This window comes from Nocardia cyriacigeorgica GUH-2 (assembly GCF_000284035.1).
GTDB lineage: Bacteria > Actinomycetota > Actinomycetes > Mycobacteriales > Mycobacteriaceae > Nocardia > Nocardia cyriacigeorgica_B.
The window spans coordinates 5431367-5451968 of the sequence record NC_016887.1 but is presented as its reverse complement, the minus strand read 5'-3'; the positions used below and the strand labels follow the sequence as shown (position 1 = coordinate 5451968).

The 20602-nt window shown below is 68.1% G+C and carries 20 protein-coding genes; 14 read left to right on the top strand and 6 right to left on the bottom strand.

Annotated elements, in window-relative coordinates; all coding sequences use genetic code 11:
- Positions 1–32: 32 nt before the first annotated feature.
- From NOCYR_RS24320 to tuf, 6 genes are all read left to right on the top strand, one after another.
- The gene (locus tag NOCYR_RS24320; RefSeq protein ID WP_014353066.1) at positions 33–563 is read left to right on the top strand and encodes a DUF3558 domain-containing protein; all 531 of its coding nucleotides are present in this window, start codon (positions 33–35) and stop codon (positions 561–563) included.
- Between the two features lie 11 nt (positions 564–574).
- Positions 575–1138 carry a DUF3558 domain-containing protein gene (locus NOCYR_RS24315; RefSeq protein WP_228780713.1) on the top strand — a complete coding sequence of 188 codons (564 nt, stop codon included), beginning with the start codon at positions 575–577 and terminating at the stop codon, positions 1136–1138.
- 274 nt (positions 1139–1412) lie between these two features.
- Positions 1413–1787: a 30S ribosomal protein S12 gene (gene rpsL, locus NOCYR_RS24310; RefSeq protein WP_014353064.1), complete on the top strand. Its 375-nt coding sequence runs from the start codon at positions 1413–1415 to the stop codon at positions 1785–1787.
- A gap of 1 nt (position 1788) precedes the next feature.
- Positions 1789–2259 carry a 30S ribosomal protein S7 gene (rpsG, locus tag NOCYR_RS24305; protein WP_014353063.1) on the top strand — a complete coding sequence of 157 codons (471 nt, stop codon included), beginning with the start codon at positions 1789–1791 and terminating at the stop codon, positions 2257–2259.
- Between the two features lie 157 nt (positions 2260–2416).
- Positions 2417–4519, top strand: coding sequence for an elongation factor G (gene fusA, locus NOCYR_RS24300; protein WP_014353062.1), 2103 nt, complete (start codon positions 2417–2419; stop codon positions 4517–4519).
- 116 nt (positions 4520–4635) lie between these two features.
- Positions 4636–5826, top strand: coding sequence for an elongation factor Tu (tuf, locus tag NOCYR_RS24295; RefSeq protein WP_014353061.1), 1191 nt, complete (start codon positions 4636–4638; stop codon positions 5824–5826).
- A gap of 98 nt (positions 5827–5924) precedes the next feature.
- Here tuf and NOCYR_RS24290 read toward each other — a convergent pair whose 3' ends face one another.
- The 4 genes from NOCYR_RS24290 to NOCYR_RS24275 form a co-directional block, all read right to left on the bottom strand.
- Positions 5925–6626, bottom strand: a complete 702-nt coding sequence (locus NOCYR_RS24290; protein WP_014353060.1) for a hypothetical protein — start codon at positions 6624–6626, stop codon at positions 5925–5927.
- 80 nt (positions 6627–6706) lie between these two features.
- Complete coding sequence (locus NOCYR_RS24285) at positions 6707–7447, bottom strand: DNA alkylation repair protein (protein WP_014353059.1); 741 nt, start codon at positions 7445–7447, stop codon at positions 6707–6709.
- A gap of 32 nt (positions 7448–7479) precedes the next feature.
- Positions 7480–8241, bottom strand: a complete 762-nt coding sequence (locus NOCYR_RS24280) for a glutamate racemase (RefSeq protein WP_014353058.1) — start codon at positions 8239–8241, stop codon at positions 7480–7482.
- A 13-nt stretch (positions 8242–8254) separates the two neighbouring features.
- Positions 8255–9454, bottom strand: a complete 1200-nt coding sequence (locus NOCYR_RS24275; RefSeq protein ID WP_014353057.1) for an NAD(P)/FAD-dependent oxidoreductase — start codon at positions 9452–9454, stop codon at positions 8255–8257.
- Between the two features lie 226 nt (positions 9455–9680).
- On the opposite strand from NOCYR_RS24275, the gene NOCYR_RS24270 reads away from it, so the two are divergent.
- From NOCYR_RS24270 to NOCYR_RS24260, 3 genes are all read left to right on the top strand, one after another.
- Positions 9681–10037 carry an SPW repeat domain-containing protein gene (locus NOCYR_RS24270; RefSeq protein ID WP_014353056.1) on the top strand — a complete coding sequence of 119 codons (357 nt, stop codon included), beginning with the start codon at positions 9681–9683 and terminating at the stop codon, positions 10035–10037.
- Positions 10038–10042: 5 nt separating this feature from the next.
- On the top strand, positions 10043–10666 hold the full coding sequence (locus NOCYR_RS24265) for a TetR/AcrR family transcriptional regulator (protein ID WP_014353055.1): 624 nt from the start codon (positions 10043–10045) through the stop codon (positions 10664–10666).
- 73 nt (positions 10667–10739) lie between these two features.
- Entirely contained in the window at positions 10740–11948 is a 1209-nt protein-coding gene (locus NOCYR_RS24260; protein ID WP_014353054.1) for a lipase family protein, read from the top strand.
- Between the two features lie 20 nt (positions 11949–11968).
- On the opposite strand, the gene NOCYR_RS24255 is transcribed toward NOCYR_RS24260, so the two are convergent.
- On the bottom strand, positions 11969–13024 hold the full coding sequence (locus tag NOCYR_RS24255; protein ID WP_014353053.1) for a ferredoxin--NADP reductase: 1056 nt from the start codon (positions 13022–13024) through the stop codon (positions 11969–11971).
- Between the two features lie 67 nt (positions 13025–13091).
- Complete coding sequence (mftR2, locus tag NOCYR_RS24250; protein ID WP_048833673.1) at positions 13092–13730, bottom strand: mycofactocin system transcriptional regulator MftR2; 639 nt, start codon at positions 13728–13730, stop codon at positions 13092–13094.
- A 250-nt stretch (positions 13731–13980) separates the two neighbouring features.
- Here mftR2 and mftA point away from each other — a divergent pair, with 250 nt between their 5' ends.
- The 5 genes from mftA (at position 13981) to NOCYR_RS24225 (ending at position 20212) form a co-directional block, all read left to right on the top strand.
- Positions 13981–14079, top strand: a complete 99-nt coding sequence (gene mftA / locus NOCYR_RS24245) for a mycofactocin precursor MftA (RefSeq protein ID WP_197538452.1) — start codon at positions 13981–13983, stop codon at positions 14077–14079.
- 19 nt (positions 14080–14098) lie between these two features.
- Positions 14099–15613 (top strand): mycofactocin radical SAM maturase, encoded by a 1515-nt coding sequence (gene mftC, locus NOCYR_RS24240; protein WP_081505628.1) that lies wholly within the window; start codon positions 14099–14101, stop codon positions 15611–15613.
- 229 nt (positions 15614–15842) lie between these two features.
- Positions 15843–17243 (top strand): mycofactocin biosynthesis glycosyltransferase MftF, encoded by a 1401-nt coding sequence (mftF, locus tag NOCYR_RS24235; protein WP_048833671.1) that lies wholly within the window; start codon positions 15843–15845, stop codon positions 17241–17243.
- Positions 17244–17259: 16 nt separating this feature from the next.
- Entirely contained in the window at positions 17260–18711 is a 1452-nt protein-coding gene (mftG, locus tag NOCYR_RS24230) for a mycofactocin system GMC family oxidoreductase MftG (protein ID WP_014353048.1), read from the top strand.
- A gap of 133 nt (positions 18712–18844) precedes the next feature.
- Positions 18845–20212 carry a GAF domain-containing protein gene (locus NOCYR_RS24225; RefSeq protein WP_036540376.1) on the top strand — a complete coding sequence of 456 codons (1368 nt, stop codon included), beginning with the start codon at positions 18845–18847 and terminating at the stop codon, positions 20210–20212.
- The last annotated feature ends 390 nt before the right edge of the window (positions 20213–20602 follow it).

Sequence of the window (20602 nt, the reverse complement as noted above, 5' to 3'; positions counted from 1 at the left end):
CGGACTCGCGACCGGTCGGTAGAGTTCATCGCATGCGTATCCCGTCGGTCCTCGTCTCGGTGGCGGCCCTGACGTTGCTGCTGTCGGCGTGCGGCTCCAGCGAGGAGGGCGATTCGCCGCAGGCCCCGCACCGGCCGCCGCCGAAGGTCGCCACGCTCGGCCCGTTCGTCGGCGAATGCGGCCACGTCACCGATGACGAGGTGCGCCAGATCGCCGGGATGGCCCAGATCTCGCAGGTGTTCAAGAACTCCACCGGCTGCAACTGGCAGGCCGCGGGCAGCGGATCCACCAGCGTCACCTTCGCTTCCTTCCGGGGCAGCCCGATCGAGCGCGAGCGCGCGTGGGTCACCACCCAGGGCCGCAACCCGCAGTCGATCGAGGTGGCGGGCAAGAGCGGCTTTCAGGCACTGGAACCGGGCGGGACGGTCTGCGACCTCGCGGTGCAGATCGGCGACGACTTCTTCGAATGGTCGATGTCCTATGGCCTGTTCGAGTCCAATGGTGGCAACCCGTGCGACAAGATGCGCGCGCTGGCCGAGCTGACCGTGCAGAGGCTGCAATGAGGGGAACGGTGATGAGCGGCGGGGGCAGGCGCGTGCGCGCGACGATGGCGGTGACGGCGGCGGTGGGCCTGGCGCTGGCCCTCGGCGGCTGCGGGCGCACCGTGGAGGGCTCGGCCCAGCCGGCCGGCGCGGCCGAGGCGAGCACGGTCAACACCGACTTCGACAAGCTGCTGCGCGAATGCGATGTGGTCTCCCAGGATCAGATCGCCAAGGTCGTCGACGAGTCCGGTTACGTGCGCCCATCGTTTTACGGCGCGGTCTGCATGTGGGATCTGGAGGGCGGCTCGACCGGCGGCGGCATGGTCACGCTGAACTGGTACGAGATCGGCTCGCTCAACAACGAACGCACCAACAACGACAAACTCGGCTACACCACCACCACGATCACCGTCCAGGGGCGTAGCGCGCTGGAGACGCGGCGGCCCGGCGATCCGGACTCCTGCGGCGTCAGCGCGAGCGCGGCCGACACCGGCATCGTGGGCTGGTGGGTCAACTACCGTCCCGGCTCCGCCCATCCCGATCCATGCGCTGCCGCCAAGAAACTCGTGGAGCTGACCTTGAATCTGGCCAGGTGAGAGCCTCGCGGACGACCGCGTGATCGACCCCGCTTTGACCCATGCTCCGGCAGCCGAGTATCGTGGATCGCTGTGCCCGGAAGCATGCGGGCAAGTTCGAGCGCAGAACGTAGGCCAGCGAGAGCGGCTGACAGTTCCAGCGTGCCCTGAATTGGGCCCCTGACCTGCGCGCGACACGCCCGACCTCGGGACGCGAGAAACGTGGCCGGACGTGCGAGTGAATGCTCGATGACACGTATACGACACCGCATTAACCAATAAGGAAAGCCGGTCTATGCCAACCATCAACCAGCTGGTCCGTAAGGGTCGCCGTGACAAGGTCGCCAAGACCAAGACCGCGGCCCTCAAGGGGAGCCCGCAGCGCCGTGGCGTGTGCACGCGTGTGTACACCACGACCCCGAAGAAGCCGAACTCCGCGCTGCGTAAGGTCGCGCGTGTTCGCCTGACCAGCGCGGTCGAGGTCACGGCGTACATCCCGGGCGAGGGCCACAACCTGCAGGAGCACTCGATGGTGCTCGTCCGTGGCGGTCGTGTGAAGGACCTGCCCGGTGTGCGCTACAAGATCATCCGCGGCTCCCTCGACACCCAGGGTGTGAAGAACCGCAAGCAGGCCCGCAGCCGCTACGGCGCCAAGAAGGAGAAGAGCTGATATGCCGCGCAAGGGCCCCGCTCCCAAGCGTCCGTTGATCAATGACCCGGTCTACGGGTCGCCGCTGGTCACCCAGCTGGTCAACAAGATCCTGCTCGATGGCAAGAAGTCGACCGCCGAGCGCATCGTCTACGGTGCACTCGAGCAGGCGCGCGAGAAGACCGGCACCGATCCGGTCGTCACCCTCAAGCGCGCCCTCGACAACGTCAAGCCGTCGCTCGAGGTCAAGCCGCGTCGCGTCGGTGGCGCCACCTACCAGGTGCCGGTCGAGGTTCGTCCCGGCCGGGCCAACACCCTGGCGCTGCGCTGGCTGGTCAACTTCTCGCGCGCCCGTCGGGAGAAGACGATGGTCGAGCGTCTGGCCAACGAGCTGCTCGACGCCAGCAATGGTCTGGGCGCCTCGGTGAAGCGTCGCGAGGACACCCACAAGATGGCCGAGTCCAACCGGGCGTTCGCGCACTACCGCTGGTGACGTCTGCCCGGCCCATCGCTGGTGGGGTCGGCAGGTATCGCGGCTGGGGCGGCACTTCGGTGCCGCTTCCGGCGTTGACATAAGTGACGACCTCCCCGGTCGTCCCCGAGAATCCCAACTAGCTGATCGCTAACGAAGCAGAGCGGGGAAGATTTCCGTGGCACAGGACGTGCTCACCGACCTGAACAAGGTCCGCAACATCGGCATCATGGCCCACATCGATGCGGGCAAGACGACGACAACCGAACGAATCCTGTTCTACACCGGTGTGAACTACAAGATCGGTGAGACCCACGACGGTGCCTCGACCACCGACTGGATGGAACAGGAACAGGAACGCGGCATCACCATCACCTCCGCGGCGGTGACGTGTTTCTGGAACCAGAACCAGATCAACATCATCGACACCCCGGGCCACGTGGACTTCACCGTTGAGGTGGAGCGTTCGCTGCGCGTGCTCGACGGCGCCGTGGCCGTCTTCGACGGCAAGGAAGGTGTCGAGCCGCAGTCCGAGCAGGTGTGGCGTCAGGCCGACAAGTACGACGTGCCGCGCATCTGCTTCGTCAACAAGATGGACAAGCTCGGCGCGGACTTCTACTTCACCGTGCAGACCATCAAGGACCGCCTCGGTGCCAAGCCGCTGGTCATCCAGCTGCCGATCGGCGCGGAGGACACCTTCGAGGGCATCGTCGACCTGGTCGAGATGAACGCCAAGGTGTGGACCGGCGAGACCAAGCTCGGTGAGAAGTACGAGGTCCAGGAAATCCCGGCCGATCTCAAGGAGAAGGCCGAGCAGTACCGCCAGGAGCTGCTCGAGACCGTCGCCGAGTCGGACGAGGCGCTGCTGGAGAAGTTCTTCGGTGGCGAGGAGCTCACGATCGATGAGATCAAGGGCGCCATCCGCAAGATGACCGTCAGCTCCGAGCTCTACCCCGTGCTGTGTGGTTCGGCGTTCAAGAACAAGGGCGTGCAGCCCATGCTCGACGCCGTGGTGGACTACCTGCCCTCGCCGCTGGATGTCGAGTCCGTGCACGGCCACGTCCCCGGCAACGAGGACGAGGTCATCACCCGCAAGCCGAGCGCCGACGAGCCGTTCGCTGCCCTGGCGTTCAAGATCGCGGTGCACCCGTTCTTCGGCAAGCTGACCTACATCCGCGTGTACTCCGGCAAGGTCGACTCCGGCGCCCAGGTCATCAACGCGACCAAGGGCAAGAAGGAGCGTCTGGGCAAGCTGTTCCAGATGCACTCCAACAAGGAGAACCCGGTTCCCGTGGTCTCGGCCGGCCACATCTACGCGGTCATCGGCCTCAAGGACACCACCACCGGTGACACCCTGTGCGATCCGAACAACCAGATCGTGCTCGAGTCCATGACCTTCCCGGACCCGGTCATCGAGGTCTCCATCGAGCCCAAGACCAAGTCCGACCAGGAGAAGCTCGGCACCGCGATCCAGAAGCTGTCCGAAGAGGACCCCACCTTCTCGGTGAAGCTGGATCAGGAGACCGGCCAGACCGTCATCGGCGGCATGGGTGAGCTGCACCTGGACATCCTCGTCGACCGGATGAAGCGCGAGTTCAAGGTCGAGGCGAACGTCGGTAAGCCGCAGGTGGCCTACCGCGAGACGATCACCCGCCCGGTCGAGAAGCTCGAGTTCACGCACAAGAAGCAGACCGGTGGTTCCGGTCAGTTCGCGAAGGTCATCATCGCGGTCGAGCCGTTCGTCGGCGAGGACGGCGCGACCTACGAGTTCGAGAACAAGGTCACCGGTGGCCGCGTGCCGCGCGAGTACATCCCATCGGTCGACGCCGGTGCGCAGGACGCCATGCAGTACGGTGTGCTCGCCGGTTACCCGCTGGTCAACCTGAAGGTGACCCTGCTCGACGGCGCGTACCATGACGTCGACTCCTCGGAGATGGCGTTCAAGATCGCCGGCTCGCAGGCCCTGAAGGAAGCGGCCAAGAAGGCCGGTCCGGTGATCCTCGAACCGCTCATGGCGGTCGAGGTCATCACGCCCGAGGACTACATGGGCGATGTGATCGGCGACCTGAACTCCCGCCGTGGCCAGATCCAGGCCATGGAGGAACGCAGTGGTGCCCGTGTCGTCAAGGCGCTGGTTCCGCTCTCGGAGATGTTCGGCTACATCGGTGACCTGCGGTCGAAGACCCAGGGCCGGGCGAACTACTCCATGGTGTTCGATTCGTACGCGGAGGTTCCGGCCAACGTGTCGAAGGAGATCATCGCCAAGGCGACCGGCGAGTAGTACGGCGGGGCAGGGCGCGAGTCCTGCCCCATCGGCCGGGCGTCTGCACGACCCCTGTAAGTAAAAACCCGCACTGCTGCAACTGCACGCACCAACAAGTCCAGGAGGACACCACAGTGGCGAAGGCGAAGTTCGAGCGGACGAAGCCGCACGTCAACATCGGCACCATCGGTCACGTCGACCACGGCAAGACCACGCTGACCGCAGCGATCACCAAGGTGCTGGCTGACAAGTACCCGGATCTGAACGAGAGCTTCGCTTTCGACCAGATCGACAAGGCGCCTGAGGAGAAGGCTCGTGGTATCACGATCAACATCTCCCACGTCGAGTACCAGACCGAGAAGCGCCACTACGCGCACGTCGACGCCCCGGGTCACGCCGACTACATCAAGAACATGATCACCGGTGCGGCGCAGATGGACGGCGCCATCCTCGTGGTCGCCGCCACCGACGGCCCGATGCCGCAGACCCGTGAGCACGTGCTGCTCGCCCGTCAGGTCGGCGTGCCCTACATCCTGGTCGCGCTGAACAAGTCGGACATGGTCGACGACGAGGAGATCCTCGAGCTCGTCGAGATGGAGGTCCGCGAGCTGCTGGCTTCGCAGGAGTTCGACGAGGACGCCCCCGTCGTCCGCGTCTCCGGCCTGAAGGCGCTCGAGGGCGACCAGAAGTGGGTCGACTCGGTCGTCGAGCTCATGAACGCTGTCGACGAGTCCATCCCGGACCCGGTGCGTGAGACCGACAAGCCGTTCCTGATGCCCGTCGAGGACGTCTTCACCATCACCGGTCGTGGCACCGTCGTCACCGGTCGCGTCGAGCGTGGCGTGATCAACGTGAACGAGGAAGTCGAGATCGTCGGCATCCGCCCGGAGAAGACCAAGACCACGGTCACCGGTATCGAGATGTTCCGCAAGCTGCTCGACCAGGGCCAGGCGGGCGACAACGTCGGTCTGCTGGTTCGTGGCATCAAGCGCGAGGACGTGGAGCGCGGCCAGGTCGTCGTGAAGCCGGGCACCACCACCCCGCACACCGAGTTCGAGGGCCAGGCCTACATCCTGTCCAAGGACGAGGGTGGCCGCCACACCCCGTTCTTCAACAACTACCGTCCGCAGTTCTACTTCCGTACCACTGACGTGACGGGCGTTGTGACCCTGCCCGAGGGCACCGAGATGGTCATGCCCGGTGACAACACCGAGATGTCTGTCAAGCTGATCCAGCCGGTCGCCATGGACGAGGGCCTGCGCTTCGCGATCCGCGAAGGTGGCCGCACCGTCGGCGCCGGTCGCGTCACCAAGATCATCAAGTGATCTGACGTACCAGCCGAAACGGCGCCGCTCCGAAAGGAGCGGCGCCGTTTTGTTTTTCGTGTGTTCGTTACGGCCGGCCGGTCCGGCCAGGGACTTGCTCAGTCCGATTCGCCGGCGGCCTGTAACAGTGCCTGGGCGAACTTCACCATCTGGGTGGAGCCGCCGTACCAGGCGGAGACCACCTCGACCGCGGCGGCGCGGGTGCGGCGGGCGGTGCGCACGACTTCCTCGGGGGAGAGGGTGCCGGATTCGGCCTTGGTGGCCAGGGCGTTGAGTTCGTCGCTGGCCAGCAGTAGTCGCATGATGCGGTGCAGGTCGACGCCGCCGTCGGGGTTCGGCAGGGGGAGTTCGGGTTCGGCGGGGGCCTCGGCTTCGGCGGCGGCGCGGGCCGCCCGGCGCGAGGGGATCGGCTGGCGCGGGGCCGGAGCGGGTGCTTCCGTTTCTGGCGTTGCGGGAGCGGGGGTTTCGGCGGCCGGCGGCGCCGGAGCCGGCGTGCTCGCGGCATTGTCCACGCCGGTCAGTCCGATGCCCTGGGTGGGCTCGGGTTCCGGCGCGGGGGCCGAGCGCCGCGGTTCCGGCATGGGCGGCAACGGAGCCGGGGACCAGTCGAAGGCGGAGGGCTGCGCGGCCGTCCGGGTGGGCAGCGACCCGTTGGTGATCGCCCCGTTGCTGTTCGTGTCCGCTCCCGTCAGCCCGGCAGCCATGGCGACGGCCGGTTCGGCCGGCTCCCGTTCGGTGCGGTGAAAACCCTCCTGGCGCGCGCGAAGTCCATCTCCGAGACCGTTGTAATCGGCATCCATGGGGTCATTCTTACCCGAGTGGGATGTCGTTCGGCGCGCTGGAGTGCGTGCAGTGATGTATTACGGTGTGCCTGATCGTATTACCGCATGGCCCGATATACCGCCCGGGCTTCCGGATCCAGATGTTCGGTGGCGTAACTCAATGCGGTGCGTCCCATCTGCGCCGCATGCCGGTCCAGGAAGTCGGTCAGCAGCTGCCGGTCGACGCGCTTGCCCACCTCGCGCAGCATCCAGCCGAGCGCTTTCTGGATGAGATCGTGCCGGTCGCCGAGTAGCCGCTCGGCGACGGCGAACGTGGTCGACGCGTCGCCGGCCTTGATGAAGGCGAACGTGGACAGCAACGCGACCCGTCGCTCCCACAACGCCTCCGAATCGGCCAGCTCGAACAGCAGATCGTGCGGTTTGTCGAGCAGCCAGGGCCCGACGATCCGCTCGGCCGAGACGTCGACCAGATCCCAGTTGTTCACCCGGCCGCGTCGCACCGCGTCCAGGTAGAACCGCACCATCTCGGCGCGGGCGGCCTCGTCGAAGGTGCGTGGTTTCGACGCCTTCACGAAGCGGTTGTTGAGGATGATCAGAGCCGCCAGCCGCTCCTCGTGTACGGGGCTGTCGAGCAGCACGCCGATCTCGGAGAGCGGCAGCGCGGCAAAGCGTTTGGCGACGGAACGGGTGGCGGGAACGCGCACGCCGATGAAGACGTCGCCCTCACCGTACTCGCCCGGCCCGGTTTTGAAGAACCGTTGCAGGTGCACGGCATCGGCCGGGTCGGCGTGTTCGGCGAGCGCGGCCCGCACCTGCTCGGCGGTGGGGTTCTCGGTCATCAGCCGGCCTCCCGGTCGCGGTTGCCGAACGGTCAATCCGTCGCGCCGAGCGCCCGTCCGGGTTCGAAAGCGGCAGCGGCCGCGGGCAGTTCGCCGGGGCGGCCGCTGTTGAACACCTGCACCGTACCGTTGCCGGTGCTCGGCCGGCCCAGGGCATCCATGCGCCGGATCGTCTGCGCGGCAACGGCTTGGGCGCTGTCGAACAGCCGCACGCCGTCCGGCAACGCGGCCACGATGCTGTCCACCACCAGCGGATAGTGGGTGCAGCCGAGAACCACGCCCTCCACATCGTCGGGAGTCTGCTCGGCCGCCGCCTCGATCGCCGCGCGGGCGGCCACCAGATCGCCGGCGTCGATCGCATCGGCCAGGCCGTGGCAGGCCACGCCGGTCACCGTCGCCTCGCCGCCGAAGCGGGCGATGAGGTCGGCTTGATAGCGGCTCGCGGTGGTGGCCGCGGTGGCCCAGACCGCCACCGAGCGGCAGGCGGCCGCGGCGGGTTTGATCGCGGGCACGGTGCCGATCACCGGAATGTCCGGGCCGACGTCCGCGCGGACGTGGTCGAGGGCGGTCACGCTGGCGGTATTGCACGGCAGCACGATCACCTCCGCGCCCATCGTCAACGAGGCGCGCGCTGTCGCGACCACCCGCTCGATCACCCAGTCCTCGGGTTTGGGCCCCCACGGCGCGCCATCGGGATCCAGCTGCAACACCAGATCCACATCCGGCCGCAGCTTGCGCAGCCATGCTGCTGTCGGCAGCGAGCCGAGACCGGAATCGATGAGCGCGACGATCACACCCCTAAAGGTATTAGCCCGCGTCGAGCAGCTCCGCCACCGGGGCACCTGCCGCGATCTTCGCCCTGGTCTTCATCACCTTGGCGGTCATCCCGGCGCCGACCACGCCGGTGAGCGTGCCATCCTGGGCGTAGTAGACCAGGAACTTGCGGCCGTCGTCGGAGACGATGTGGATCTCGTCAGCGGGCCCCGGCGTGCCCAGGGCCTGGATCTTCACGTCGTACTGATCGCTCCAGAAGTAGGGCACCCGCGCCGCGGTCGGCGGTTCGGCGCCCAGCAGCGCGCAGGCCAGCAGTTTCGCCTGCTCACCCGCATTGGTCCAATGCTCGACGCGGGTGCGCGCACCGTCGTCGTGCAGCCAGGCCGCGACATCGCCCACGGCCCACACGCCCGGCGCCGAGGTACGCCCGACCTCGTCGGCGAGCACGCCGCCACCGGCCGACGGTTCGGCCAGCTCGATACCGGATTCGGCCAGCCACTCGGTGACCGGCCGCGATCCGACCCCGATCACCACCAGATCGGCCGCCACCTCGGACCCATCGGTCAGCAGCGCGCCGCGTACCCGGCCGGCGTCGTCGGCCAGCAGCGAATCGACGCCGAGGCCGCAGCGCAGATCCACGCCTTCGTCCCGGTGCATCCGCGCCACCAGGGCCCCCACCTGCTCACCAAGCACCGAGGCCAGCGGCGTCGGCTGCGGCTCCACCAGCACCACCGGCACACCACAGGCGCGGAAACTGGCGGCCACCTCGCAGCCGATGAAGCCGGCGCCGATGACGAGCGCGGTGGTGGCCTCGCCGACCTCGGCGCGCAGGGCGGTGGCGTCGTCGTGGTCGCGCAGCACGTGCACACCGTCGATGTCGGGCAGGCCGGGGAGTTTGCGCGGGCGCAGTCCGGTGGCGATGATCAGGTCGCTGTAGTCGAGGACGGAGCCGTCGGCCAGCCGCACCCGGCGGGCCTCGGTGTCGAGCCCGACCGCCTCGTGATGCAGGCGCAGATCGATCTTCTTCTCGGTGAAGAATTCCGCGGGCCGCAGCGTGGTGTCGTCGGTTTCGCCGCGCACGAACTGCTTGGACAGCGGCGGTCGGTCGTACGGCGGCCGGGATTCGGCGCCGAGCAGGATCAGCTCGCCCTCATACCCCGCGCGGCGCAACTCCTCCGCGGTGCGCAAGCCGGCCAGACCGGCCCCCACGATCACGATCGGCGCAGCAGTCATGCCCGCAATCCCTTCCTCCGGGCCGTGCGTCCGGCCACTCACTGAAGACAGTCCACCCTAACGTCCGCTTGGTCGGTGCGGTTGTGAGGGCAGTCACCTTTACCGTGCCATCGATTGCCACGCAATCGTGTCCATTCCTATATCGACCGGGCGGTCAATCAGGTCTATACCGAGGTCAGGACAGATTTTCGGGTCTGTCCGCACCAGCAAATGCAAGGAGGCATTTATGTTCACCGAAAGCCGTGCGCAAGATTTCCTGGCCGTAGTGCTGGGCGTCTTCGCCGCACTCTCACCGCTATGGGTGGAGACCAACGATCGGGCCATGTGGTCGTTGATCGTGCTCGGTGTGCTCATCGCACTGACCGGTCTGGCGCAGATGTACCGAGCTGAGATGGCCTCCGCCGATTACGCGATGGGCCTGTTCGGCGTGCTGATGTTCCTGTCCCCGTGGGTCATGGACTTCAGCGGCTTCAGTGGCGCATCCTGGACCGCATGGGTGGTCGGGGTCGTGACGGTAGTGGTCGCGGTGGCAGCGCTGCCGGCGGTGTCGGGCCGGTTGCACGGTATGGCTCCGCATCACTGACGGATATGACCAGACCCCGTCGAGCTGGGCGTCGCCGCAGCGCGAAAACCGACGGCGACGCCCGTCAACTCATCCTGGACGCGGCCGAGAAGCTGTTCGCCGCACAGGGTTTCGACGGCACCCCGACGGCGGCCATCGCCGCGACCGCTGGTGTGCCCAAAGGGCTGGTTTTCTACTATTTCCCCACCAAGAACTCGATCCTGTCGGCGCTGATGGCCGAACGCGTGCCACCGCAGCCGATCAACGACATCGGCGCCGTCGTCGCACCCGGCGATCCGGTGGCCAGTCTCGTCAATCTCGATGCAGCGCTGAATCTTCGCGACCATCATTCCTCGGTGCTGCGGGTGATCATGTGGCGCGAGGCCGACACCCACCCCGACGTCCGCCGCCAGCTACGTCAGCTGCGCGATCAACTCCTCGACGTCACCGCCCGCGTCCTCCAGGCCAGCGCACCCACCCCGGTCCGCCCCGGCACCCTGCGCGCCTGCGCCGCCGCCTGGGTCTCGGCCATGTTCGCCATCGCCAGCACCGACCGGCTACACGCCCTCGACGGCGTCCCCCTCCCCTCGGCCGAGGAGGTCCTCAACGTGGCCCAGGTGGTCGCGGCGGGCATGACGCAATTGGGTTGACCTCGATCGATGGCTCGCCGAGACGACCGAGGCTGCGTCTCCTCGGCGCCGCCGCGTGGTAGCAATACCTGCCATGCAGGTTATCCAGCGTTTGATAACCGGCGCGCTCGTCGGCGCCTCTGCGGTTCTGCTGGCCGGGACGGCTACCGCCCCGGCGTTACCTCGCTACCCTGCGGCCGACCCGGATCCCTTCTACTCCCAGCCGGCCGACCTTGCCTCCTACCAGCCCGGTGACGTGCTCGCGGTGCGGCGGCTGCCGCCACTGCTGACCTTCCCTGGCACCGCGCTGACGCTGGTCAAATTCCGCTCCACGAATTCGCGCGGGCTGCCCATCGCGGCCACCACGACGGTCTTGACCCCGCCGGGTCATCGGCCGGATGGTCCGCTGCTGTCCTACCAGCACATCATCAACGGGCTGGGCCCGCGCTGCGCGATCTCGCGGGTGCTCTACACCGCCGATCCGAATCTGCAGGTGCGCGAGGCGGTTGCGCTGAATGTGCTGCTGCTGCGCGGCTGGAGCATCGCGCTGCCGGATCACCTCGGCCCGACCTTCGCCTACGGTGCGGCCCGGCTCGGCGGGCAGATCACCCTCGACGGAATCCGTGCCGCCCAGCGTGTTCCGGAGCTCGCGGTGCAGCACAGCCCGGTCGCGATGGCCGGCTATTCCGGCGGCGGCATGGCCACGGCGTGGGCGGCGGCGCTCGCGCCCACCTACGCGCCGGAGCTGAAACTGGCCGGCGCCGCGGCAGGCGGGGTGCCGGCGAATCTGGTGCGGATGCTGGAAGCGTTGCAGTTCAACCCGCATCCGGGATTCGGACTGGTGATGGCGGCGGGCATCGGGCTCGAACGCGAATACCCCGACCGGTTCCCGATCAGCGATCACCTCAACCCGACCGGTCTGGCGGCCCGCGACCAGATGGCCAACGGATGCACCAACGAGATCATCGCCACCGGCGCCGGCCGCAGTGTGCGCGATTACGCCAGCAACACCTCGCTCATGTACGACGCCGACGCCCGCGCGGTCGTCGAGGAGAACAGCCTCGAACTGTTCGACGGCATCCCGAATATGCCCATCTTCGAATGGCATTCACCCACCGACCCGCTGATACCGATCGACTCCATCGTCGCGACCAACCGCCGCTATTGCGCAGCGGGGGTACCGGTGCAGGCCGAGCTGACCGCGTCACCGGAGCATCTGTCGGCGGCGGTGCTCGGCGTGCCGAGCATGGTGGCGTGGCTGGATGCGCGATTCCGCGGCGAACCGGCGCCGAGCAACTGCTGAGGCGTGGGATCGGCCAGATCTCAGAACTGGATCTTCAGATGATCGGTGACCGGCCGCGCCTGGCAGCCGAGGATGTAGCCGTTTTCGATGTCCTCGGGGTCGAGGATTTCGGCGTTCGCCATTTCGACTTTGCCTTCCAGGACGGTGCAGGCGCAGGAGCCGCATTCGCCTTCCTGGCAGGAGTAGGGGACGTCGAGGCCCTTGGACAGCATGATGTCGACCAGGGTCTGCTTGCGCGGCCAGCGTAGTTCGTGCACCTCGCCGTCGAGTTCCACCTCGACGGTGGCGGCGTCGGCGGCCTCTTCGTCGCTGACCTCCACCGGCGCCTGATCGGCGAACGGGTCACCGGCGAGGGAGTTGAAGACCTCGGCGTGGGTGCGGTTGCGCGGGACGTCGAGTTGGGCCAGTGCGTCGTGCACGCGGTCCATGAACGGGCGCGGGCCGCACATGAAGGCGCGGTAGCCGGTGTAGGGGCGGACCAGGCCGGCGAGTGCGTCGGCGGTGGGCAGGCCTTGCAGCGGTTCCAGCCAGTGGATGACGGTCAGCCGCTGCGGCTCCTTGTCGGCGAGTTCGCGCAGTTCGTCGGCGAAGATCACCGATTCCGGATCGCGGTTGGCGTAGACCAGCACGATCTTGCCGGTGCCGCGAGCCAGCGCCGATTTCAGGATCGACATGACCGGGGTGATGCCGCTGCCCGCGCCGAACAGCAGCAGATCCTCGTCGAGATCCTTCGGGGTGAACACACCCGACGGCGGCAGCACCTCGATCTCGGAACCGGCGGTGATGTTGTCGCAGAGCCAGTTGGAGCCGTAGCCGCCTTCGGTGCGCTTGACGGTGACCTTGGGCCGGTCGTCGGTGTAGGGCGAGCTGGCCAGCGAATAGCAGCGCGCGACCGAGCCGGTCAGGTCGCTGGGGATACGCAGGGTCAGGAACTGGCCCGGCTGGTACTGGAAGCGTTCGCGCAGCTCCTCGGGTACGTCGAAGACCAGCGAGCAGGTATCGGCGGTCTCGGCGATGACCGCGGCTACCCGCAGCACGACCGATCGTGAGCCGTGTGGAACTTCGACGGTGGTCATGGCGTCCTCTCGAACGTGTGCGCGGCCGATCCGGTACCGGACGGCAAAACTAGAACGTGTTTCAGTTTTATCGTACGTCGGGATCGGGCTGCTCGACAAGCTGGGCTTCCAGCCCGGCGATCAGCACGCCCATGCCGAAGTCGTACGAATACTTGCCGCGCAGGTCGGGCATGTATTTGGTGGCGCGGGCCACCGCATCGGGCAACGTGACATCGGTCAGCACCGACCGGTCACGCGGGTTCACCCGGCTGCGACCGAACAGGAAGGTGTGGATGGTCGCATAGGCGGCCAGCACGTTGCGATCGTTGAATCCCGCGTCGAACAGGATTTCCATCACCGCGGCGATGATGTCGAGCTGCTTGCCGAGCATCTGCTCGATCAGCACATCGCCGAGGCCGGGGTGCTTGCGTAGTTTCTCATCGATCTGGTCGATGAGTTCACGCAGCCGCTGCTGCCACGGGCCCGACTCCGGCGGCGGTTTGCGCACGCCCGCCAGCGCGGCGGTGGCGACCAGGTCGAGCAGCTCCCGCTTATCGGCCACGTAGTAGTAGGGGGCCATCGGCGATACGCCCAGTTCGCGCGATAGTCGGCGCATCGAGAGCTTGTCCACGCCGTCGGCGCGGACCACCCTCAGTGCGGCTTCCACGATCTCTGATTCGGAGAGGGTATTACCGCCCCCGCTGGCCTGCGTTCGCCCGACTCCCATGCCACCTCTACCACCGCGGGCGCGTGGGCCCGTCACGTCCTGTTCAGCTGCTTGCCACCGGAAAGTTTAGAGGGCTCCGGTGCGGCGCTGTCGGTTCGTCGGCCGAAACGGCTTCTTTTTGTCAGTTCATGACGTTATGGTGTGTGAGCGCGGCTACACCTGTGGCCGCGACCACAGTGCCAACAGAGTGGAGGTAGCCATGCCGGATCAGGGGCTCAACGGACCCGCCGACACCGACAACCGCGGTCCGATCGGGACGGTCGCGCAGCGCTCGGCCGAGGACACACCGCTGGTGGAGGAATCGCTCATCGAAGAGGTCTCCATCGACGGTATGTGCGGCGTCTACTGAGCTGAGAGGAGCGGTGACCATGCTCGATCTCGATACCCGCTGGCAACTGCATCCGCGCGTCGCCCTGCGGCCGGAACCGTTCGGCGCGTTGCTGTATCACTTCGGCACGCGGAAGCTGTCGTTTCTGAAGAACCCGAGGATCGTCGAGATCGTGCGGTCACTGCCCGCTCAGCCGTCGGTCCGCACGGCCATGCGGGCCGCGGGCATCGATGACGCGGCCGCCGCACCGTATGTGAAAGCGCTGGCGCAGCTGGCCGATTCGCAGATGATCGTCGGCGCGCCCGATTCCGCACCGCTGGCCGCTCCGCCCGAGCCGATGACCTTCGCCACCGCCGACGACCGCGCCGTGCGGCTGGTGGATCGTTTCGAATCCGGCCTGGCCGCACCGATCTGCCTGACCTGGGAACTCACCTACGCGTGCAACCTGTCCTGCGTGCACTGCCTGTCGTCGTCGGGGCGGCGCGATCCGCGCGAACTGAGCACCGAACAGTGCAAGGCGCTCATCGACGAGTTCCAGCGCATGCAGATCTTCTACGTCAATATCGGCGGCGGCGAACCGACGGTGCGCCCGGACTTCTGGGAGCTGGTCGACTACGCCACCGCGCACCAGGTCGGAGTCAAGTTCTCCACCAACGGTGTTCGGATCACGCCGGAGGTCGCCGCGCGGCTGGCCGCCAGTGACTATGTGGACGTGCAGATCTCGCTCGACGGCGCCGACGCCGCGGTCAACGACGCGGTGCGCGGGCCGGGGTCCTACGACATGGCCATCCGGGCGCTGGAAAACCTTGCCGCGGCGGGGTTCAAGGACGCCAAGCTGTCGGTGGTGGCGACCCGGCACAATATCGCCCAGCTCGATCAGTTCCGGGAGATCGCCGACCGCTACGGCGCCACGTTGCGATTGACGCGGTTGCGTCCGTCCGGCCGTGGCGCCGACGTGTGGGACGAGCTGCACCCGCTGCCCGAACAGCAGCGCGAGCTCTACGAATGGCTGCTGCGCAATGGCGAGGGGGTGCTCACCGGCGACTCGTTCTTCCACCTGTCGGCCTTCGGCGAGGCGCTGCCCGGGTTGAACATGTGCGGGGCCGGCCGGGTGGTGTGCCTGGTCGACCCGGTGGGTGACGTCTACGCCTGCCCGTTCGCGATTCACGACCGCTTCCACGCCGGAAACGTGGTGTCCGACGGTGGTTTCGCGAGCGTGTGGCGCGAGTCGGAGCTGTTCGGGCAGCTGCGCGAACCCACCGGCGGCGGCGCCTGCTCGTCGTGTGCGCATTACGATGCGTGCCGCGGTGGCTGCATGGCGGCGAAGTTCTTCACCGGCCTGCCCGCCGACGGACCGGACCCGGAGTGCGTGCAGGGCTACGGTGCGGCGGCCCTCGCCGACGCCGGCCGGGTGGTGCCGCGGTCGTCGGTGGATCATTCGCGGCGCAGTGCCCCGCGGCGTTCCGGTGGCCGCAAATCCGGGCCCGTTCCGCTCACCTTGACCACGCCGCCGCGGCGGCCCTCGCGGGCTTGTGACGAAAGCCCGCTGGGGTAGCCGCGCGGCGTTAGCCGGAATCGGTGCGCGGGTCCCGCGGGGCTCGCGCACCGACCGCGCGGTACGCGATTGCCATTCGGTTGCCGTCGAAGCGAAGACTCGCCCAGCGATCCTTCAGCAACGCAGATCCTGTCGGTTACCGGCCCTACCACGCGAAATACTCCGGAACTGGTTGCGTGTTTCGCGACTGTTGATGTCAGCCGAGCGAACTCCGTCTAACATGCCAGGAATGCGCCATGATCGCCTTCCCGACGGATTCGGGGTGCGGATCGATCCACGGGTACGCGCATACTCCGGGGGACGCATCCTGATCGGAGGAACACCCGCGAGGTTGCTGCGCCTTGCCCCGGAAGCCGCCGAAATGATCGGCGACGGGTACCTCGAGGTCAACGGCCCGAAGTCCGCCGTCGTTGCCAGGCGGCTGCTCGATTCGGGGGTGGCCAACCCGCGGCCGCGGCTGTTGCCCTCACCCGAGGACGTCACCGTCATCGTGCCGCTGCACAACAATGCCGAGGGTCTGGTCCGGCTGCTGGCCGCGCTGCGCGGGCACAACGTCATCGTCGTCGACGACGGCTCCGATCAGCCGGTGCGGGTGCCGCCGGTGGCCGACGGCCGCTGCCAGGTCAGCGTGCTGCGCCACGAGCGCGCCCTGGGCCCGGCGGCGGCGCGCAATGCCGGATTGCGGGCGGCGGCAACCGAGTTCGTGGCGTTCCTGGATTCGGATGTGGTGCCGCGCAGCGGCTGGCTCGAGGTGATGCTCGGCCATTTCAGCGATCCGGAGGTCGCGCTGGTGGCGCCGCGGATCGTCGCGCTGGACCCGGAGTCCAACGCGCTGGCCCGCTACGAACACACCCGGTCCTCGCTGGATCTGGGTCGGCGCGAATCGGCGGTGCAGTCGCGCGGAATGGTGTCCTACGTGCCGAGCGCGGCGCTGCTGGTGCGGCGCGGAGCGTTGCTGGCCGAGGGCGGGTTCGACGAATCGATGCACGTCGCCGAGGACGTCGACCTGTGCTGGCGGCTGGAGCGGGCCGGCTGGCGGCTGCGCTACGAGCCGGCCGCGCACGTCGCCCACGATCACCGGGTCTCGTTCCGGGCCTGGTTCAACCGGAAGATGTTCTACGGCACCGGCGCCGCCCCGCTGGGTGTCCGGCACGCGGGCATGGTCTCGCCGCTGTCGGTGCCGTCGTGGACCATGCTGGCGGCGGTGCTGTTCGGCACGCTCACCCGCTGGGGTTTCGTCGGCGGTGTGCTCACGCTGGTGGCCGCGCTGGGCCGATTGCGCCGCGTCTTCGGCGAACTCGACAATCCCACCCGGATCGCCGCGATCTACCTGGCCCGCGGATTCTTCGCCGGACTGTGGCGGCTGGCCTCGGCGATGTGCAGGCACTATTGGCCGGTCACTGTGATCGCCATGGTTGCCTCGCGCCGGATCCGGCGCATCGCGGTGACAATGGCGCTGGCCGACGGCCTGGCCGACTGGTTCACCCACCGCGACGCCGGCGGGCTCGACCCGTTGCGCTACATCGCCTTCCGCCGCATCGACGACCTCGCCTACGGCACCGGCCTGTGGCTGGGCGCGTGGCGGGCCCGCAGTATCGAAGCGCTCAAGCCCACCGCACCGCCGCGCTGAGCGTCGGCGGCACCGGATGGCTGACACGCTGATCGTCGGCGGTGGCAGCGCGGGCTGTGTGCTCGCCGCCCGGCTGAGCGCCGATCCGGATCATCGGGTGCGGGTGCTGGAGGCGGGGCCGATGTGGTCGGCGCCCGAGACGTTTCCGCCCGGCTTGCGCGATGCCACCGTGCTGCCTCTCGACGACCAGGCGCTGCTGTGGCACTACCCGATCCAGCTGACCGCCACCACCACCGGCCCCACCGTCCGCGGCCGGGTGATCGGCGGATCGGGCTCGGTCAACGGCTGCTACTTCGTGCGCGCGCCCGCCGCCGATTTCGCCGCGTGGTGCCGCGAGATCGGCACGGACGGCTGGACTTACGACGAGCTGCTGGCGTCGATGCGCCGTCTGGAACACGATCACGATTTCGGCGCACAACCCGGGCACGGCACCGACGGGCCCATCCCGGTGCGGCGCCCGGCCATCCTGACCCCGCTCACCGAGGCGTTCGTCGCGGCGGCCGCGGCCTCCGGGTTCGGCGAGATCCCGGACTTGAACGCCCCCGACGCGCCGGACACCGGCTTCGGCCCGGTGCCCGCCAATGTCGAGCACCGCGACGGCACGACCGTGCGCGTCGGCAGCGCACAGGCTTATCTGCTGCCCGCGCTCACCCGGCCGAACCTCACCGTGTCGGCCGAAACGACTGCCTTGCGGATCCGGTTCCGCGGCAGCAGGGCGATCGGCGTGGAATGCCTGCGCGCGGGCGTCGCCGAATTCATCGCGGCCGATCGGATCGTGCTGTGCGCGGGCGCGATCGAATCGGCCGCGCTGCTGCTGCGTTCGGGAATCGGCGATCCGGCCCGGCTGCGCGCGCTCGGCATTCCCGTGGTGCAGGCGTTGCCGGTCGGCGCATGGTGCACCGACCATCCCGAGATCGGCATCGACTACCGGCACGACGCGCCCGAGCGCCGAAGACCGGTGCTCGAATACGTGCTCGAGCTGGGCGATATCGAAATGCGGCCGTACACCATGGCTTTCCGGCCCGGATTCCGCCAGTTCGCGCTCGCATTGATGCGCCCGCACGGCAGCGGTGAGCTGCGGCTGCGCTCGGCCGATCCGGCGGACCCGCCGTGGATCGATCAGCGTTACCTGGAACAGCGGCTGGACCGGGACCGGCTGCGCGCGGCCGTGCGATTGTCGGCGCAGATCCTGGACGCGATGGCGGCGGTTCCGGGCGAGCCGATTCCGGACACGGTCTCCGATGCATGGCTGACCGCGCACCTGGCCACCTCGCAACATCTGTCGGGCACCTGCCGGATGGGCGCCGCGTCCGACGAACGCGCTGTGGTGGATGCCCGCTGCCGGGTGCACGGCATCGACGGTCTGGCGGTGGCCGACCTGTCCATAGTCCCGGTGCCGCTGGGCCGCGGACCGCAGGCGACGGCGGTGCTGATCGGCGAGCGCGCCGCCGAACTGCTGACCGGCTGACCGGGCGGCCGCGGCTGCTACGTGGCTCACACTCACGGGACGGGCGTGACGTGTGTGACCTGGCGGACAAACCTGATCATCCGCCGGTCGTTGCCGGTACCCGCCGGTACAGTTTGTCGTAGGTGAAAGGCAAATGGTCAGCAATCTTGCGGGTGGTCGCCCCTCGCGGCATGGAGTAGAACCCGGCACGCAGCTCGGTGCACTGGAAGCTTATGCCGCTCAAGCGCATGGATATCTCGCTGCCGGTGGTGAACGGCTGTCCCGGCTCGCCGGTCTGTTGCGCCCCGCGGTGCTCGAATCGTGGTTGCGCAGTGTTCGCGGTGGGATCGATCCGATGGACGTCGTCGACGGCCGCGGGCTGCGCGGCGCCGATCTGCAGCGCTACCGCGACGCCCATCCGATGGCCGCCCTGATGCCGTTGATCGACAAGCTGCTCGTCGAGGACGCCGCCCGGACCGGGCTGATCGTGGTGGTGGCCGACCAGTTCGGCCGGGTGCTGTCGGTGCACGGCGACGCCGAGCGGATCAGCGCCGCCGCCGAGATCGGCGTGCGCGCCGGTGACGACCTGAGCGAGCGCCGCATCGGCACCAACGCCGTCGGCATGGTCGTGCGCACCGGACGCGCCGCCTGGATCCACGGCCCCGAACATTTCCTGCACCGCCTGCATCAGCTCACCGGCGCCGCCGCTCCCGTGCACGATCCGGACGGTCGGCTCGTCGGCGTGCTGATGATCGCCGGTGGTGTCCGGGTGGCCCGGCCGGAGATCCTGGCCCTGGTGAAGGCGGCGGCCACGGCGGCGGAAATGGATCTGCTGCTGACGGCCATGCGCGCCGACCGGCACGCACCGGCCGGGGCGCGCGAACGACTGGAGGCCGCACCGGACCGCGGCCGGCTCGGGCTGGACGTGCTCGGTCTCGGCCAGCCGCAGCTGAGTATCGCCGGTAAGCGGGTGCCGCTGTCGCAGCGTCATGCCGAGATCCTGCTGCTGCTCACCGAGCACCCCGAAGGGCTCGGCGCCGACCATCTCGCCCTGCTGCTCGACGACACCGACCTGGACAACGGCACCATCCGCGCCGCCATGTCCCGGCTGCGCACGGTGGTCGGGCCCGAGGTGTTCGGTTCCCGGCCGTACCGGCTGCGGGTGCCGGTGGCCACCGATATCGATTTCCTGCGCGCGGCGCTGGACTCCGGCGACGTGGACGCGGCCTTGCGGTTGTACGCCGGACCGGTGCTGCCGCGCTCGAACGCGCCGGGCATCGTCGATCTGCGCGATGAGCTGCGGGTCCGGCTGCGGACCTCGGTGCTGGATTCGCGGGATCCAGCGGCGCTGCGACGCTGGACCGCCACGGCCGAGGGGCGCGACGACGCCGCGGCGTGGGTCGCCTATCGGGCCACCGTCGATCGCGATTCGCCGCTGTTCGCCCAGATCGAGGCCAAGATCCGGGTGCTGGATCGGCGGCTGGGCGCGGATGCAACGCAGATGCAACGTTTCGGCTCATAGTCTGCCCATCTGAAAGTGCGATAGCTCACATGCGCGAGGGTCAGCTGCTCGCGGGTGGAAAGCTGCCCGGATCCGGTCGCACCTGGGGGTATCTGGACGTTCGTCCGGCTTTTTTAGAGCAATTAGTTCCTTTTTATTTCGACCTGGCCTAGTGTTCGCAATACGTGGATGACATCCATGTGACGTAGCTGACATACCGCCGTTATCGAATCCGTGACGGCAGTCAAGTTGGAGGAAAGATCACTAGCTAGGCATTTCGTTCCCGTCCCGAAATCCGGCCCTGAAGAGCCGGCTCCGGACGGCACGGCGGTGGCCCCCCGGTCACCGATTCCAGTTCACGCACATCTGACGAACCACGTGACCGCCCATCCGAGCGGCGCGTGTGATTCG